Annotated in this window: 18 protein-coding genes; 16 read left to right on the forward strand and 2 right to left on the reverse strand. The window is 34.4% G+C overall.

What is annotated here, in order from left to right; genetic code table 11:
- Positions 1–8 precede the first annotated feature (8 nt).
- On the reverse strand, positions 9–191 hold the full coding sequence (locus tag AB4Y30_RS08375) for an SDR family oxidoreductase (protein ID WP_368655025.1): 183 nt from the start codon (positions 189–191) through the stop codon (positions 9–11).
- A gap of 27 nt (positions 192–218) precedes the next feature.
- On the reverse strand, positions 219–1,631 hold the full coding sequence (locus AB4Y30_RS08380) for a catalase (RefSeq protein ID WP_368655026.1): 1,413 nt from the start codon (positions 1,629–1,631) through the stop codon (positions 219–221).
- A gap of 284 nt (positions 1,632–1,915) precedes the next feature.
- On the opposite strand from AB4Y30_RS08380, the gene AB4Y30_RS08385 reads away from it, so the two are divergent.
- The 16 genes from AB4Y30_RS08385 (at position 1,916) to purS (ending at position 16,441) form a co-directional block, all read left to right on the forward strand.
- The gene (locus AB4Y30_RS08385) at positions 1,916–2,542 is read left to right on the forward strand and encodes a TetR/AcrR family transcriptional regulator (RefSeq protein ID WP_368655027.1); all 627 of its coding nucleotides are present in this window, start codon (positions 1,916–1,918) and stop codon (positions 2,540–2,542) included.
- A gap of 120 nt (positions 2,543–2,662) precedes the next feature.
- Positions 2,663–3,286 (forward strand): class I SAM-dependent methyltransferase, encoded by a 624-nt coding sequence (locus AB4Y30_RS08390; RefSeq protein WP_368655028.1) that lies wholly within the window; start codon positions 2,663–2,665, stop codon positions 3,284–3,286.
- 123 nt (positions 3,287–3,409) lie between these two features.
- Positions 3,410–4,255, forward strand: a complete 846-nt coding sequence (locus AB4Y30_RS08395) for a pentapeptide repeat-containing protein (RefSeq protein WP_368655029.1) — start codon at positions 3,410–3,412, stop codon at positions 4,253–4,255.
- Positions 4,256–4,342: 87 nt separating this feature from the next.
- Positions 4,343–4,888 (forward strand): DUF1697 domain-containing protein, encoded by a 546-nt coding sequence (locus tag AB4Y30_RS08400; RefSeq protein ID WP_368655030.1) that lies wholly within the window; start codon positions 4,343–4,345, stop codon positions 4,886–4,888.
- A 44-nt stretch (positions 4,889–4,932) separates the two neighbouring features.
- On the forward strand, positions 4,933–5,727 hold the full coding sequence (locus AB4Y30_RS08405) for a MerR family transcriptional regulator (RefSeq protein ID WP_368655031.1): 795 nt from the start codon (positions 4,933–4,935) through the stop codon (positions 5,725–5,727).
- Positions 5,728–5,832: 105 nt separating this feature from the next.
- On the forward strand, positions 5,833–6,633 hold the full coding sequence (locus AB4Y30_RS08410) for a lysostaphin resistance A-like protein (RefSeq protein WP_368655032.1): 801 nt from the start codon (positions 5,833–5,835) through the stop codon (positions 6,631–6,633).
- Positions 6,634–6,941: 308 nt separating this feature from the next.
- Entirely contained in the window at positions 6,942–8,897 is a 1,956-nt protein-coding gene (locus tag AB4Y30_RS08415; protein WP_368655033.1) for a serine hydrolase domain-containing protein, read from the forward strand.
- Positions 8,898–8,994: 97 nt separating this feature from the next.
- A complete protein-coding gene (locus tag AB4Y30_RS08420) occupies positions 8,995–9,573 on the forward strand; it encodes a TetR/AcrR family transcriptional regulator (RefSeq protein WP_368655034.1) in 579 nt (192 codons plus the stop codon).
- A 24-nt stretch (positions 9,574–9,597) separates the two neighbouring features.
- Complete coding sequence (locus AB4Y30_RS08425; RefSeq protein ID WP_368655035.1) at positions 9,598–9,906, forward strand: DUF3784 domain-containing protein; 309 nt, start codon at positions 9,598–9,600, stop codon at positions 9,904–9,906.
- An 80-nt stretch (positions 9,907–9,986) separates the two neighbouring features.
- Positions 9,987–10,223 carry a hypothetical protein gene (locus tag AB4Y30_RS08430; protein WP_368655036.1) on the forward strand — a complete coding sequence of 79 codons (237 nt, stop codon included), beginning with the start codon at positions 9,987–9,989 and terminating at the stop codon, positions 10,221–10,223.
- Positions 10,224–10,486: 263 nt separating this feature from the next.
- Positions 10,487–10,873 (forward strand): hypothetical protein, encoded by a 387-nt coding sequence (locus AB4Y30_RS08435; RefSeq protein WP_368655037.1) that lies wholly within the window; start codon positions 10,487–10,489, stop codon positions 10,871–10,873.
- A gap of 440 nt (positions 10,874–11,313) precedes the next feature.
- Positions 11,314–12,594 (forward strand): adenylosuccinate synthase, encoded by a 1,281-nt coding sequence (locus tag AB4Y30_RS08440; protein WP_368655198.1) that lies wholly within the window; start codon positions 11,314–11,316, stop codon positions 12,592–12,594.
- Positions 12,595–12,798: 204 nt separating this feature from the next.
- Positions 12,799–14,040 carry an LL-diaminopimelate aminotransferase gene (locus tag AB4Y30_RS08445; RefSeq protein WP_368655199.1) on the forward strand — a complete coding sequence of 414 codons (1,242 nt, stop codon included), beginning with the start codon at positions 12,799–12,801 and terminating at the stop codon, positions 14,038–14,040.
- Positions 14,041–14,179: 139 nt separating this feature from the next.
- On the forward strand, positions 14,180–15,475 hold the full coding sequence (gene purB / locus AB4Y30_RS08450; RefSeq protein WP_368655038.1) for an adenylosuccinate lyase: 1,296 nt from the start codon (positions 14,180–14,182) through the stop codon (positions 15,473–15,475).
- Between the two features lie 13 nt (positions 15,476–15,488).
- Positions 15,489–16,202: a phosphoribosylaminoimidazolesuccinocarboxamide synthase gene (gene purC, locus AB4Y30_RS08455; RefSeq protein WP_368655039.1), complete on the forward strand. Its 714-nt coding sequence runs from the start codon at positions 15,489–15,491 to the stop codon at positions 16,200–16,202.
- The gene (gene purS / locus AB4Y30_RS08460) at positions 16,199–16,441 is read left to right on the forward strand and encodes a phosphoribosylformylglycinamidine synthase subunit PurS (protein ID WP_368655040.1); all 243 of its coding nucleotides are present in this window, start codon (positions 16,199–16,201) and stop codon (positions 16,439–16,441) included. The genes purC and purS overlap by 4 nt, the downstream gene beginning before the upstream one ends.
- The last annotated feature ends 1 nt before the right edge of the window (position 16,442 follow it).

Here is a 16,442-nt window from a genome sequence, read left to right on the forward strand (position 1 = left end):
TAAATTATTTACATAACAGAGTAAGTACCATCGATTGGAAGAATGGTTCCTGTTACAAAGGATGCGGCAGGGGAAGATAGGAAAGCATCAACTTTTCCTATTTCTTCAGGTTTTCCTAATCGTTTCATCGGTGTACGTTTGATAATATCATTTATTGGATAGTAGATATGAAAAGAACCTAGCTTGAGCATTTTCGTAAGCTAGGTTTCCCATATCATTTATTCTCGTAAGCCAGCTGATACACGTTCACCGAGCTCACGAGAAGCAAGAGAAAGGTATTCAATTGTCTTGACCTGATATTCCCTTCGTACTCCTGTCAGTCCAGTAACTAGATTTGAGACAAGTTGAGATTTTCCAGATTGTGATAACAATTGATAAAAAGCACCTGCCTGTGAAAAATCATCTTGCTTTTCGATATCCGAACGTACAAGCTTTCCTTCTATAAATCTTCCTTCTCCACTAGTCTGCAAATCACTAGGCCGCCAATTCCTTTGATCATTCACTGGCACATCCCGGAATCGTGGACCGATACGATAACGTTGAGAATCCCAATATACATTCGCCCGCCCTTGTAATATCCTATCATCAGACAATTCTGCGCCTTCTAATAAATTCGATGGGGAGAATGCAATTTTCTCCACCTCCTCCATATAATTTTCAGGATTACGATTGAGGACCATTTTTCCAATAGGGTGGAAAGGATACATCTTCGAATCCCATATTTTTGTATCATCAAGAGGATCGAATGGTAGCTGCTCAACATCTTTTGGGTCCATAATTTGTACATATAGACCGTATTCTACCGAGCGTCCGTTTGCGATTGTTTGAAAAAGATCTTCCCCAGCGTAATCAGGGTTGACTGCTGCAATCTTCTCTGCTTCCTCACTTGTAATGTATTGCACACCATCAAATGGAATCCAATGATATTTAATATAATGGCGTTTTCCTTCTGAATTTCTCCATACATAGGTACTGACACTATGTCCTGGAATTCGTCGAAAGCTTTTGACCGTGCCGTGATCGGAAAAGAGGCGGACAATAAAATGAGTGGATTCTGGAGTACTTGCGACAAATCGCCACAGCGAGTTCGGATCCATTAAGTTATTCCGTGGTGATGGCGATAGAGCTGCAATGCTTTCTGGAAAACGCATCGGATCACGCAATAAAAAGACGGGGATATGGTTACAAATTAGATCAAAAATCCCATCGTCTGTATAGAATTTCGTTGAAAATCCACGTATATTTCGTGATGTATCTGGTGTACCTTTATTGCTTGCCCCAAGTGAAAAGCGAACTGCGACAGGAACGGTTTGACCGGGCTGCTGAAGGAAGGGTAATTTTGTGTATTGACTCATACTGTTCATCGTTTCAAAATATCCGAAGGCACCATAGCCTTTCACATGTAAAGGACGTTCGATGATTTTCCCGTGAATAAACGTTTCTAGTTTTTCATGTAAAATATTATCTTGCTCTAGTATTGGACCATTCTTACCAACCGTTTGAGCATATCTTGGAGCAGCGTTATTAGAATACCCATGTTGACGAAAGGAATAATTGTTTCCTGTTGTTGCCTCAGTATTTTGAGCAGGAATATGTCTCTCTGTTTGAGGATTTTGATTATTATCGCTCATTATTTCCTCCTTATGGAAAAATGTTCTACATTATATTGATATGAATGATGCTTGTTTCAATATGCAGTATTAGCAAAGAATAATCGAAAGGAATGAAAATAAATTGATGAGAAATGAGTTATAAAAATAGATTTTTTCCTGAAATGGAATTACAGCTGAATGAGGATATCCAAGTTCAATAAAAACCTAATTATTTTAAATGCTCTTTTTCTAAAAAATTGACCTGTTAGATAAATAAATATACAATATCATTAACCTAATAGGTAAATGATATTAAAGGTGATATGATGCTACCAAAAATGAAAAGCTTAGACCCGAAAAGAAAAGATGCTATTTTAAATGCAGCGTTAAAAGAATTTGCTGCGAAAGGATTTGATGATGCCTCAACAAATGTAATTGCAAAAGAGGCGGGGATTTCAAAAGGATTAATGTTCCACTATGTAAATAGCAAAAAAGATCTTTTTCTATTTCTTTATGATTACTGTACGAAGATGATTGATGAAGAATATCTTAATTTAATGAAATTTGATGAACAGGATATTTTTGAAAAACTTCGACAATCTTATTTGCTCCAGCTGGAATTGATACAAAAATATCCTTGGATTTTTGAATTTATTAATCTTTCTTCTGTTACAAAAGCTGATGAAGTGAATAGAGAGCTGGAAAAAAAGACGAATGAAAAACTTTCTTTATGTCAGGAGACAATGTTAGATGTCGTAGATGAATCTAAATTCAAAGATGGGTTAGACATAGAAAAGTCGAAGCAGCTTATTTTATGGTCCAATATTGGTTTTACCAACCAAGTACTAGAGGATATTAGGAATATGAAAACTTCTGAATTAGATTATGACCATATTATTGCAGAACTAGATGGATACCTCGATGAGCTCAAAAAAGTTTTTTATAAATGAATAGTTGGAGGTATTGGTTGGGCAATGAAGCTTAATTTTTTCAACAGTAAGCAGCTATTTGAAAGCTTTTCTTCTGGGGATAAATTTTATTAAATAAAGGCTGGAGAATCGAGGGATGCTATGAATCGTCAATCATTGATTAAAAAGTTTGATAAGCAGGCAGAAAAATATAATAAACGACGTAAAAATGATCCATTATATAGATTTCGTCAAAGTATTTTTCAAGAAGCAGAGGGAAGTGTTCTGGAAGTAGCTATTGGCTCAGGTCTTAATTTTCCTTTTTATCATCAAGATATTGAATTGACAGGAGTAGATTTTAGTCAAGAAATGTTAAAAAAAGCAGATCATGCAGCAAAAAATTATCCATTCCAAACAACACTAATGCAAAATGATGTTGAAACTATTGAGTTTAATGATAATAGCTTTGACACGATCATATCTTCTACTAGTTTCTGCGCCTATCAAAAACCTGTCGATGTCTTAAATAAATTTCAAAAATGGTGTAAACCAGAAGGAAAAATACTATTGCTGGAGCATGGCATTAGTACAAATAAACTTTTGGCAGGATTACAAAGAATTTTTGATCCATTGGCACTACGGATGGTAGGGTGTCATCAAAATAGAGATATTTCTACTATAGTAGAAAAGTCTGATGTAAAGCTTATTAAAGAAAAGCGTTACATGGCAGGTTCTTTGTATTTGATATGGGCGAAACCATCAGAAAGAATAAATTTTAATGGTTAACAATAAATCAAAATAGAATTTAGATTATCTTTCGATATTATGAAGCTTTTTTATTCATCAACCAGCTAGGTATAAAACAATGGTGTATAATATAAGCAAAAATTTATATATGAGGTCATAAACATGTACAATGAAACAGCCCAAAATATTAGAATAAATTTAAAAGCCGATTGTTCGAGTTGCTTTGGACTTTGTTGCACTGCGCTTAACATTGTAGCATCAAGTGATTTTGCAATAGATAAACCTGCTGGGACACCTTGTTCTAATCTACAAAAGGATTTCCGATGTAAGATTCATACAGATTTAAGAAATAAAGGATTTAAGGGATGTACAGTGTTTGATTGTTTAGGCGCTGGCCAAAAGGTCTCTCAAGGTACTTTTAAGGGGAAAAGTTGGCAAGAGCATCCTGAAATTGCTGATAAGATGTTTCATGTATTTCCCATTATGGAACAATTATATGAAATGATAGCATTTACTGCTGAAGCATTATCTTATAATCTCTCCCATTCGTTGCAGAATCGGTTGAATAAACAACTAGAAAATTTACAAGACTTAACAGATATGGATGCTGATGGATTATTGGCTTTAGATATTATACATTGCCGGCTACCTGTAAATGAATTACTTTTAGAAACAAGTGAATATATCCGAAATGAATTAAGTTCAAAGGTTTTTATGATTAAGAAAAGAAAACAATATAGAGGTATTGATTGGGTTGGAAAGAATTTAAAAGGTAAGGATTTAAGAACAGCCGATTTAAGAGGAGCTTATTTAATTGCTGCAGATTTGCGGAATTCGGATTTAAGAGGTGTTGATTTTATTGGAGCTGATTTGCGTGATGCTAATTTAAATGGTGCAGATCTTTCTACAAGTATGTTTTTAACTCAAATGCAAATTAATTCAGCTAAAGGTAATGATAAAACGAAATTACCGCTACATATTCAACGGCCATTTCATTGGACTAGCTAATCTTAGTGAAAATATATTTAGACAGCTCTGTTTTTATATTTATGTATATTAAATAAGTCCTAAATAAAATTTGAAAGAAGGATGATTATGTTTTATATAGCACTTCTTCGAGGGATTAATGTAGGTGGAAATAATAAGATTAATATGGGATTACTTAAACAAACATTTGAAAAAGTTGGAATGAGTGATGTGCAAACTTACATTAATACAGGAAATATTATTTTTTCAAACAAAGATCTATCCAAAACTGAACTCTCACGTGTTTTGGAGGAAGCGATTTATGATGATTTTAAATTACAAATTAGGGTAGTCGTTCTTAGTGATGAGGATCTTGAGCAAATCATTAAGGCAATTCCTGATACATGGAAAAATGACAAAGAAATGAAAAGTGATGTTATGTTTTTATGGGATGAAATTAATAATGAGTCTGTACTTGAAAGTCTAGTCATCAAACCAGATATTGATACGGTGAAATATGTTCCAGGAGCAATTCTATGGTCTGTCGATAAGAAAAATGTAACGAAAAGCGGTATGTCAAGAATTATTGGTTCAAAATTATACAAACAAATTACAGTAAGAAATGTTAACACCACTCGTAAGATATATGAACTTATAAGGGCTCAGAACAGTTAGGCGAAATCACCTTATATATTAACCATAGATGCAAGGAGGGTATTATGTATACCATTGGACAAGTAGCTAATTTTTTAGGTGTGTCCAGAGATACTTTGAAATTTTATGAAGAAAAGAATTTAGTAAAGCCCAAACAGGATATGAAAAATGGTTATAGAAAATATAGCCATTATGACATATACGATATAGCAACAGTAAATTTCTATAGGGAAATAGATATTGAAATTAAAAAAATTCAAGAATTAAGAAAAAGCAAGAGTGTAGAAGGAATAAAAACATTACTAGAAGAAAAAGAGCGAGATGTTTTAAGGGAAATAGAATATCAAAAACTCCTTTTAAAGAAACTTCAACTTGTAAAAGAAGATTGTAAGAAGGTTCCTCAATTCTTAGGAAAATACTTAGTAAAAGGAATGAAGCCTTTAGTAGTAAAAGGGGAAATAGAGCATTTTACGATGTATGATCAATATGATGTTTTGAAACAGAATACAGACAGTTTAAAAAGAGCAGTTATCCTAACATCTTTAAGAAGAGCAATACGTTTTGATGACAAAGGAATGACAGAAGATAAATTTATCATTGTAAGGGAAATAGAAGACTTCGATCAGGAAATAGCTGGTGAAATTTTAGCTTATCCAAAATGCATATATACGGTTATTGAAAATGGAAGATGGTCAACTGGTGGAGAAAATATTGATCATCATGTGGAAGCAAGTTTAAGAAAAGCAGCAGCAGAGAAGGGTTACGAACTTTTAGGGTTAGTTTATATAAACATATTACTTACTACTTATGAAGAAGGACTTGAACGTGTGTTTTTAGAAATCTATGCACCGATAAAATAATACAAGTATTGACCCATGAGTAACTCCCGGGTTTAAGCTGTAAGTATTAGTAAATAGGAGCTTGATGATATTTACTAAAAACTTAGTTTAAAGTGGGGAGTATGTATGGATAGTAAAAAGAAGTTAAAGAGACCAATAACAAGTTTTATTTTATTAAGTAATATCATCTTTTTGCCGCTATTTTGTCTAATAGGGTCTGCACATATGTTAGGTTTGTCGGCATGGATCATTGATGTTTTGTTTTGTATATCAGCTTGGTCCTCAACTTTTGCTTTTGCCATACTATTTCGCAAAATTTATCCCGGAGTGCGTTTTATTGAATTTGTAAAAGACAAATTTAAGGACAAATTAAAAGCATCAGTTATTTTTACTGCTAGTATAATACAACTTTTTATATTTTTACTGATTTTGTTTATAGTGACTAGTGGAACTGAAGTAACTTCTACTTTCACTGTTTCTTCATGGGGTATGCTGATTTATTTCTTTTTTAAAAACCTTTTTGCAGGTCCATTAGGAGAAGAATTAGGCTGGAGGGGCTTTGCTCAAATTGAACTTCAGAAGAAGCATTCGCCATTAATGGCCTCTCTCATCATCGGATTTTGGTGGGGGATGTGGCATTTGCCTATCTGGTTTACTACCGGGCTTGGAGGCATTGATTTAATCAAGTACATATTACTCTTTATGGTAGCAATCATAGCGACTAAAATTGTCATGACAGCCTTTTATAATTTAAATCAGAATTTAATTATCCCAATCATCATTCACCAATTTTTTAATTTTTTTGCCGGCCTAATCAATGGAAATATCATAGATATAATCATGTATAATGCAATTTTTTATTCAGTATCTGCAGTTGTAATTATAATGGTAAATCCCAAGAAAGCATTATACGGAAAAAAGTTTTGACATGAAATTGTTGAAGAATTTCATCTTATTTATAATTCAAAAACACATACTTAAAATGGGAAGGTATAGATTATTTATCTATTTCCTTCTCATTTTTATTTGATGTAAACAGCAATATTATCCTGAAAAAAACTTCATTAAAGGCTCATCGAACACGCAATTTTATGTTGTTCATATATTTTATTTTCATCTTTACAAAGTGAGAAAAGAATGTATAATTAATGATACATATCATGTGATATATATTAAACTTGTAAGGCGATTCTAAGTTCCATACCTAAAGAATGACGAATGAGGGGAGAAAGATAATGAAGTTATTAAAAGTGGGTTTTATCTGTTTGATTGCAATGACACTGCTACTTTCTAGTTTTAATACATTAAATGTGTTCGCTTCTACTGAGAATTTAGACAGTAGTGATGTAGAAGCATTTTTGGATGGAATTATGCAGGAGAAGATGGAAGAGTTTCATATCGCAAATGCTACTGTTTCTGTTGTTGCTGATGGAGAAGTAGTTTTGGCAAAAGGATATGGTTATGCAGATTTAGATAACCAAGAGCCTGTTGATGCTGAGCATACACTTTTTCGTATAGGCTCCACTTCAAAGCTATTTACATGGACAGCAGTTATGCAATTGGTGGAACAGGGAAAATTGGATTTAGATACAGATGTGAATGATTATCTTGATTTTGAAATTCCTGATGAACTGGAATATAAAACACAAGGCTCATCTGAATTTAATGCGATTACGCTCAAGCATTTGATGAGTCATACCCCTGGATTTGAAGATTATTCTTCAGAGATTTTTAAGCTATCTGAAGATCAAATGGTACCACTTGATGAATATTTACGTGAAAAGTTGCCAGCACGTATTTTCCCAGCAGGAGAGGTGATTGCATACTCTAATTATGGTACTGCCTTAGCTGGTTATATTGTCGAACAAGTTTCTGGGATGCCTTTTGCTGAGTATATTGAAACACATATATATGCCCCGCTAGGAATGGAGCACAGTACGTTTAGGCAGCCTATATCGGAAAATCTAGATGCGAATATAACGAAGGCCTATCGCTATGTTGATGGAGATTTTCTAGAGGGAGAGTTTGAATTTATTCCACCTGAACCCGCTGGAAGTATGAGTAGTTCTGCTCATGATATGGCTCAATTTATGTTAGCTTTTTTACAAGAGGGAGAATATGACGGAGAGAAAATTCTAGAAAAAGATACTGTCAAAAAAATGTTCGGTCAGCTATACAGCCCGCATCAGAATCTACAAGGAATGGCGCATGGTTTTATAGAAGGTATATTCAATGAAAAACGCACTGCTTATCATCCAGGTAACACAATGCTTTTTAACACAGGATTCTATTTGTTGCCTGAAGAACAGATTGGAATTTTTATTTCCCATAGTGGTGGAAGCTATCTTGCAAATAATGAAGTGTTTCAAGCATTTATGGACCACTATTTTCCTGTGGGTGATGTAGAGACATTCCTTCCTACTGATGGAATGCTTGAACGGTCGAAAAAGTTTAAAGGTGAATATCAACAGAACAGAAAATCTTTAACCACTGAAGATAAATTTCTAAGTCTTTTAACGGGAGTGATTTCTGTTGATGTAGATGATGATGGTTATTTAATGGTCACTCACTTAGGGGAAACCGATCGTTTTATGGAAGTTGAACCAGGCCTGTATCATAACCTAGAAGAAGGCAGATCCCAAGATCCTGCCGGTGCATTTCAAAATATAATATTTGGAACAGATCCTTTTGGAAAAATCATGCTGATGACAGATGGACCAATGAGTTATTCTAAAGCTGATTGGTATAAGTCTGGTGGATTTAATTTTATATTAATTATCTTATCGATCCTGTTTATTATTGGAAGTTTATTCTACTGGGGTATAAAGTCGATTATTCAAAGGTTTCGTGGGAAAAAAATTGAACAGACATCATTAGCTTTGACAGCTAAAGGCATGGCGATCATATATGGACTTCTGACAATCGTTTTTTTAATAGACTTTATGAGCACAGGCAATCTACACCCTATCTATCAATTACCACCAACGGCTTATGGTGAGACTTCTCCATGGAGTGCATTTACTGTATTCATACCTTATCTCATGATTATTATTAGCTTAGCTATCGCCATTTTTACAGTGCTTGCCTGGTGGAAAAAGTTTTGGCAGAAACCAGGAAGAATCCATTATTCCTTATTTGCTGGAGCAACAATGGCTTTGCTGTGGATCTTTGTTTATTGGAATGTTATATAGTAAAAAATTGGTTTACTTTACAGAGAGCAGTCTCCATGTGTAAAATTTGATATATAACAAATATTTTACAATTATTTTTAAGAAGAGAGATGTAGTTATGGCTCCAAAGAATAAATTTTCCATGGAACAAATTATCAACGCTGCCTTTGAAATTGCTAAAAAAGAAGGAATAGATGGTATTACGATTAGGAAAGTAGCAGATCTTTTAGGTAGCTCGATTGCACCTATTTATGTGAATTTTAGTGATGTGAAGGAACTAAAACAAGCAGTGATTAAAAAGGTCGTTCAACTTAGTCAACAACTGGTATACGAACAAAATTCGGGTAGCCCATTCCAAGATATAGGGCTTGCTAGTATTCAATTTGCTAAGGAGTATCCTGTGCTATCAAAAGATTTTATCATGAAGCCAAATGAATATGTTGGAGACTATGATGAAGGAATGGGTAATGAACTTGTAGAACATATGAAAAAAGATCCTGACTTAGTAGGGTTTACGGATCAGGAACTTATGATGATCTTATTTAAAATGAGAGCTTTCCAAACTGGACTCACTATTATGATTTCTAATAAGACAGTCCCAGAGGAGTTTGATTTGGATGAAATGCAGGCAATTATGAACGATGTCGCTCTAGATGTGATTATGGCAACTCGAATGCGAAAACAAAAGGACCAATAAGAAAAAGTAGAGGATAGAAATACAATGATTATCATGTTAATCATGATTGGAGTATTTATCTTAATAGGAATTGTTCTAATCAATGGTAAAGGTTCATTTTTAATTGCTGGTTATAATACAATGTCACCAGAAGAAAAGGAAAAATATGACACTGTTTCTCTCTGTAAGTGTATGGGGAAAATGATGTTTGCTTTGTCATTTAGTATGTTATTTTGGGTGTTTAGTGAAATATATGAAATTGATTGGCTATTCGTTTTTGGCTTTGTTTTATTTATTGGCATCGTTGTATTTATGCTGATATACATGAATACTGGAAACAGATTTAAAAAATAGATAGGAAGTCCTGTTCATATAAAGTGAATAGGATTTCCTATCTATTTTATTTACCGAAATTTGAGAATGGGGGTCAAGATGTGAAGAAAGGGGAAATTCGTACTTTAGCTATTTTCGTATTTAAAAACGATAGCTTAATACTTGTAGCTAAAAGCTTTGATAAGGTGAATGAAGATTATTATGGCCGGCCAATCGGTGAAGGAATCGAATATAGGGAGACTTTCAAATTACTTTGGAAGTCCATTGATGACTTTAAAAATAATAAATTAAGATTAGTCCCAGAAAAATTATTTGATTTGCTTCGAGATCCAAATTAAGTGAATGATTCATGTGCAATTAGATTGAGTGTGATAGATAGTAAATGGAAAATGTTAATAACAAAATTTGAAGAGTAATATAAGCCAAGTTCAAGACTTAAAATCTTGAACTTGGCTTTTTCATGTTAGTAATCTATATACGATATTTAAGAAAAATTTAATAAGTGTTTTAGAAATAGCTAATACCTGACATCTATTATTTGATTATCGGAAAAAGAAAGTGAGCTAGCAAGAAATATATTTTGGAAGGGAAGAAATTTCGTATGATAAACAAACAGAATGCTATACTCAGTTTAGTTTTAGGGGCTTTAGCACTTATTAGACCTTTAATGAAGATAACTGGATTAATCGATATATTTGGAAGTGAAGCCGTCGGAAGTATTGTAATGACAGTACTTATTTCCGTAGTTTGGATTATTATTGTCTTAGCGATAAAGGTACAAAATCCAATTCAAGTATTGGTTTTTGCTGGGATTAGCTATGCAGCCTTTTCTATTATCTTAAGTGGAATCTTATCGCCAATTTTAACTGGTGAATTACAAGGACCATTAACAAACCCGATTGCATTAGTTAGTGTTTTTATCACCAATATTATTTGGGGATTAATACTAGGTATTATTGCTTCAGTAATATCTCACCTAGAAAAATAAAGTTTTATTAGACCTGCATATCCAGCTACACTACTATAAAAGCTGTATTTCATCTTTAAGCATTATTAAAAGTGGAATGTAGCTTTTTAATATCTACCCGTTTTAAAGATCTTCCTCAATCATCACCTTTTGAAGCTTTTGTCTATACGATTATTTCTTGTTTCAACCTTCTTTTATTAATATCCAGTTATTATAGCAATCTCCGTTGTTCCATTTCACAAGACATTGTTATTCCCTGTTTGAACCTCATCTACCTTGTATACTCCTCAACATTAATGTCGAACATTTAAATCATGAATAAATTAAATGTTCGTGTTTAGATTAAATAAAATTGTTTTTAACATTATTTATTACTTGACTTACAATATAAACCGAACGTATACTTTTAAAGGTAAATAGGCAAAGTAATTTAAAATGAAGAGAAAGGCGTGGATATGTTCATGGGTGTAACAGCTATTGTAGGTGCAAATTGGGGAGATGAAGGAAAAGGAAAATTAACTGATGTCTTAGCTACTGATGCAAATTATGTTGTTCGATATCAAGGTGGTAGTAATGCTGGGCATACAATCATTAACGAGTTTGGAAAATTTGCCCTCCATATGCTTCCATCAGGTGTATTTTATCCGAATGTTGTAAATGTAATTGCTCCTGGTGTTGCTTTGAATATGGACGATTTTTTCCGTGAACGAGAGGAGCTAATAAAGAGAGGAGTTCCTGAACCTACTTTACGTATTTCGGATCGAGCACAAATTGTTCTTCCTTATCATAAGCTTTTTGATGAATTAGAAGAGCAACGATTAGCTGACAAGAAATTTGGGTCAACCAAATCAGGAATAGCACCTTTTTATGGCGATAAGTATTTAAAGCTTGGTATCCAAGTTGGTGATCTATACAATCCTGACGAACTTAAAAGCCGACTTGAAGCGGCACTGGTTTCTAAAAATATTTTGCTTCAACATTTATACGGTCAGCCAATTTTAAAAGTAGATGATTTGTTAGAAGATTTACTCAAGCAAGCAGAAGCGTTAAATCCCTTCGTTTGTAATACAACAGAGCTACTAAACCAAGCATTAGATCGTAACGAAACGATTTTATTGGAAGGTCAATTAGGAGCGCTTCGTGATCCAGATCATGGTATTTATCCGTACTCCACATCTTCTTCCACTCTTGCTGGCTTTGCCTCAGTTGGAGCGGGGATACCACCGTATGCGATTAAAAATACGCTAGCTGTAGTAAAGGCTTATTCAACTTGCGTAGGAACAGGTCCATTTACAACAGAAATTACAAATGATGCGGCAGATGAATTGAGAAAGCTTGGGGGAGATGCAGGAGAGTATGGTGCAACTACAGGACGCCCTCGTAGAGTCGGTTGGTTTGATGCTGTAGCAACAAGATATGGATGTCTTATTCAAGGGGCAACAGAGGTTGCTTTGACCAATCTCGATGTTCTTGGTTATTTGGATGAAATCCCGATTTGCACGGAATATGAATTAGATGGTGAAAGAACGGCAGAATTTCCAGCAACTTCAAAACTAATGCAAGCAGTTCCTATATTCAAAAAACAAAAGGGGTGGAAAACGGATATATCAGAAGTTCGAGAATTTGATGAATTGCCGATAGAAGCTCAGGAATATGTGCTTGCTGTTGAGAAGTTAATCAATACGCCTATTCGTTGGGTATCTGTAGGACCTAAACGTGAGCAGTTGATCGAAAGAAAATAAGTACTGAATAACAAGAGTGAAATCGTCGTCTTAGGTGTAAAGGAAATATGCTTGTTTTGGAAGCAATATGTAAATTAATTTAACCATTGGATGGCTGATGAGGTTATAACTTGCTCATTTGAGTGATTCAAGAAGAAGGCGAAACAACCAAAGTATAACATCAATAACTTACTTGATAACAACATGAGAATCTAGGGGGATAAAATAATGACAAACAATTATATTCAACAATTATTTGCTGAACGTATCAGTAAAAAGAAATCTAGTTTAGACGAAGATGGATATAAATTTGGCAAAATTAAGCGAGTGAAAAAAGAAGCTATGTTGGCTAATCCTGATATGGAACTTATCGATTTAGGTATTGGCGAGCCAGATAAGATGGCAGACAATTCAATTGTTGAAATACTGAAGCAAGAGGCACAGAAACCAGAAAATCGTTTCTATGCAGATAATGGAATTGACGAATTGAAACAGGCTGCTGCTTCCTATATGGAGAATGTTTTTGGGGTCAGTGACCTTAATCCAGATACGGAAATCAACCATATCATTGGCTCTAAATCAGCCTTAGCTATGCTGCCAGCTGCTTTCATCAATCCTGGAGATATTACACTTATGCCATCACCTTGCTACCCAGTATTAGGTACCCATACAAAATATTATGGAGGTGAAGTGATTTCCTTTCCATTATTAGAGGAAAATGAATTTCTTCCTAACTTGAATCTGCTAGATGAAGAAATTTTGAAATCAGCAAAACTACTTTATTTGAATTATCCTAATAATCCTACTGGGGCAGTAGCGAATAAAGATTTCTTTGAGCAGGTGGTCCAATTTGCCAAACAATATGAGCTTATAGTTGTTCATGATGCTGCCTATGCTGTACTTGTATTTGATGATACGAAGCCACTAAGTTTTCTATCGATTCCTGGTGCAAAAGAAGTCGGGGTAGAGCTACATTCATTATCGAAGTCATTTAATATGACAGGATGGCGTATTGGCTTTATCGCAGGAAATGCGGAAATCGTTAAAGCTTTTGCAGAGATTAAGGATAATAGTGATTCTGGGCAATTTATCCCGATACAAAAAGCAGCAGCCTATGCATTAAATCATCCTGAAATTACAAAAGAAACAGCATTGAAATATTCTCGCAGACATGAAAAATTGACAACCGTACTGAATTCATATGGATTCAATGTTACGAAACCAAAAGGCTCTTTTTTCTTATATACCAAAATACCTCAAAGGACTGCTGACGGAACGAAATTTGATACAGCAGAACAGTTCAGCCAGTACCTATTAAGAGAACATCTTATTTCCACTGTTCCCTGGGATGATGTAGGACCGTTTGTCAGACTTTCAGTTACATTCCAAGCTAGTGACATACAAGAAGAAGACCGGATCATCGAGGAAATCAAGAGACGTGTTTCCAGAGATCAGTTCATATTTTAAGAGAGCTTTAAAATCCAAAAGAAAGTGGATTTTATATGGTTAATTGCCGATCGACTGGCAGAATATTTATTTGGCCCTTCATCAGTACAAGTATTTATGTTGAAAATAATTGGATAAATTCAAGGAGGCAACAGAATAAATGATCGAGCGTTATACAAGAGAAGAAATGGGCAATATTTGGACGGAAGAAAATAAATTTAAAGCTTGGCTGGAAGTAGAAATACTTGCCTGTGAAGCATGGAGTGAATTAGGCTTCATTCCTAAAGAAGATGTAAAAAGAATACGAAAAGATGCATCCTTTGATATCCAACGAATATATGAAATTGAAAAAGAAACACGACATGATGTTGTAGCATTTACACGCGCAGTATCAGAAACATTAGGAGAAGAAAGAAAGTGGATGCACTATGGTCTAACTTCAACAGATGTTGTTGACACAGCACTTTCCTATCTTTTAAAACAAGCAAATGAGATTTTAAGAAAAGATTTACAACGTTTTATCACTATTTTAGAAGTGAAAGCGAAAGAGCATAAACATACGGTTATGATGGGACGTACACATGGAGTACATGCGGAGCCAACAACATTCGGTTTAAAAATGGCTTTATGGTATGAAGAAATGAAGCGTAACCTAGAACGTTTTGAATTTGCTGCAAAAAATGTGGAATTTGGTAAGATCTCTGGAGCAGTTGGAACGTATGCTAATATTGATCCATTTGTAGAGGAATATGTTTGCTCTAAGTTAGGTACATCACCAGCACCAGTATCAACTCAAACATTACAGCGGGACCGTCATGCAGCTTACCTATCTACATTAGCATTGATTGCAACATCCATAGAAAAATTTGCAACAGAAATTCGTGGATTACAAAAAACAGAAACAAGAGAGGTAGAAGAACGTTTTGCAAAAGGACAAAAAGGATCTTCAGCTATGCCACATAAACGTAATCCAATTGGTTCGGAAAACATGACAGGGATGGCTCGTGTTATTCGTGGTTATATGGTGACAGCTTATGAAAATGTTTCCTTATGGCATGAGCGTGATATTTCACATTCTTCCGCTGAGCGTATCATTCTACCAGACGCAACCATTGCACTAGATTACATGCTACACCGTTTTGGTAATATTGTGGAGAACTTAACGGTATTTCCTGAAAATATGAAGCGTAATATGAATCGTACATACGGTGTTATATTCTCCCAACGTGTATTGCTATCCTTAATTGATAAAGGAATGGCACGTGAGGAAGCCTACGATATCGTTCAGCCAAAAGCAATGGAAGCTTGGGAAACAGCTACGCCTTTTAAAGCATTAATAGAACAGGAAGCACGTATTACAAGCAAATTAACACAAGAAGAAATTGATGATTGCTTTGACTATACCTATCATTTGAAGAATGTCGATCAAATCTTTACAAAAATTGGACTGGCCTAGGAGGAATTCTAGCATGGAGCTTGAGCTTTTATATGAAGGAAAAGCAAAGAAAGTCTATCAATCGAGTATGAATGAAAATCATCTGATTCTCTCGTATAAAAATGATGCAACAGCTTTTAATGGGGAGAAAAAAGCTCAATTTACTGGAAAAGGAAGACTTAATAATGAGATCTCATCCATTCTTTTCAAAGCATTAGAAGAAAGAGGAATCGAGTCACATTTTATTAAGCAATTGGATTCCATTACCCAGATGGTTCAAAAAACAGATATTATTCCGTTAGAAGTGGTTATTCGAAATATTGCTACTGGCAGTATTACAAAACGTTTGGCAATTCCTGAAAAATCTCCTTTTGAACCAGCGCTCGTTGAACTATTTTATAAGAATGATGAATTAGGTGATCCATTGATTAACGATGAGGAAGCCATTTATTTAACAAACCTTACAGTAGAGAATTTGAATGAGATCAAGGAAAAAGCAAGAAGTATTAATCAAGTGCTAACAGAGATTTTCGCTACTATAGGTGTTCGATTGATTGATTTTAAATTGGAATTTGGTAGAAATCAAGATGGGGAAATTATACTTTCCGATGAGATATCACCAGATACATGTAGGTTATGGGACATGAATACAAATGAAAAGCTCGACAAAGATGTTTTTCGTCAAGGCACAGGGGATTTAATCACTGTATATGAAGAAATATTAAATCGTTTGGAGGAACAGTTATGAGAAAAGTTCAGGTTTATATTACATTAAAACATGGTGTATTAGATCCGCAGGGAAAAGCGATAAAAACCTCTCTTGATTCTTTAGGGTATCCAGATATAGAAGATGTTCGAGTTGGAAAATATGTAGAACTGCAAGTAAAGGAAGGGCCAGAGTTAGAATCAAAAGTAATACAAATGTGTGAACAGTTATTGGCTAACCCTGTAATTGAAGATTATCGTATTGAACTAGAGGAGGCTTAAT

The organism is Ornithinibacillus sp. 4-3 (genome assembly GCF_040958695.1).
In the GTDB taxonomy this organism is placed as follows: Bacteria; Bacillota; Bacilli; order Bacillales; family Amphibacillaceae; genus CALAMD01.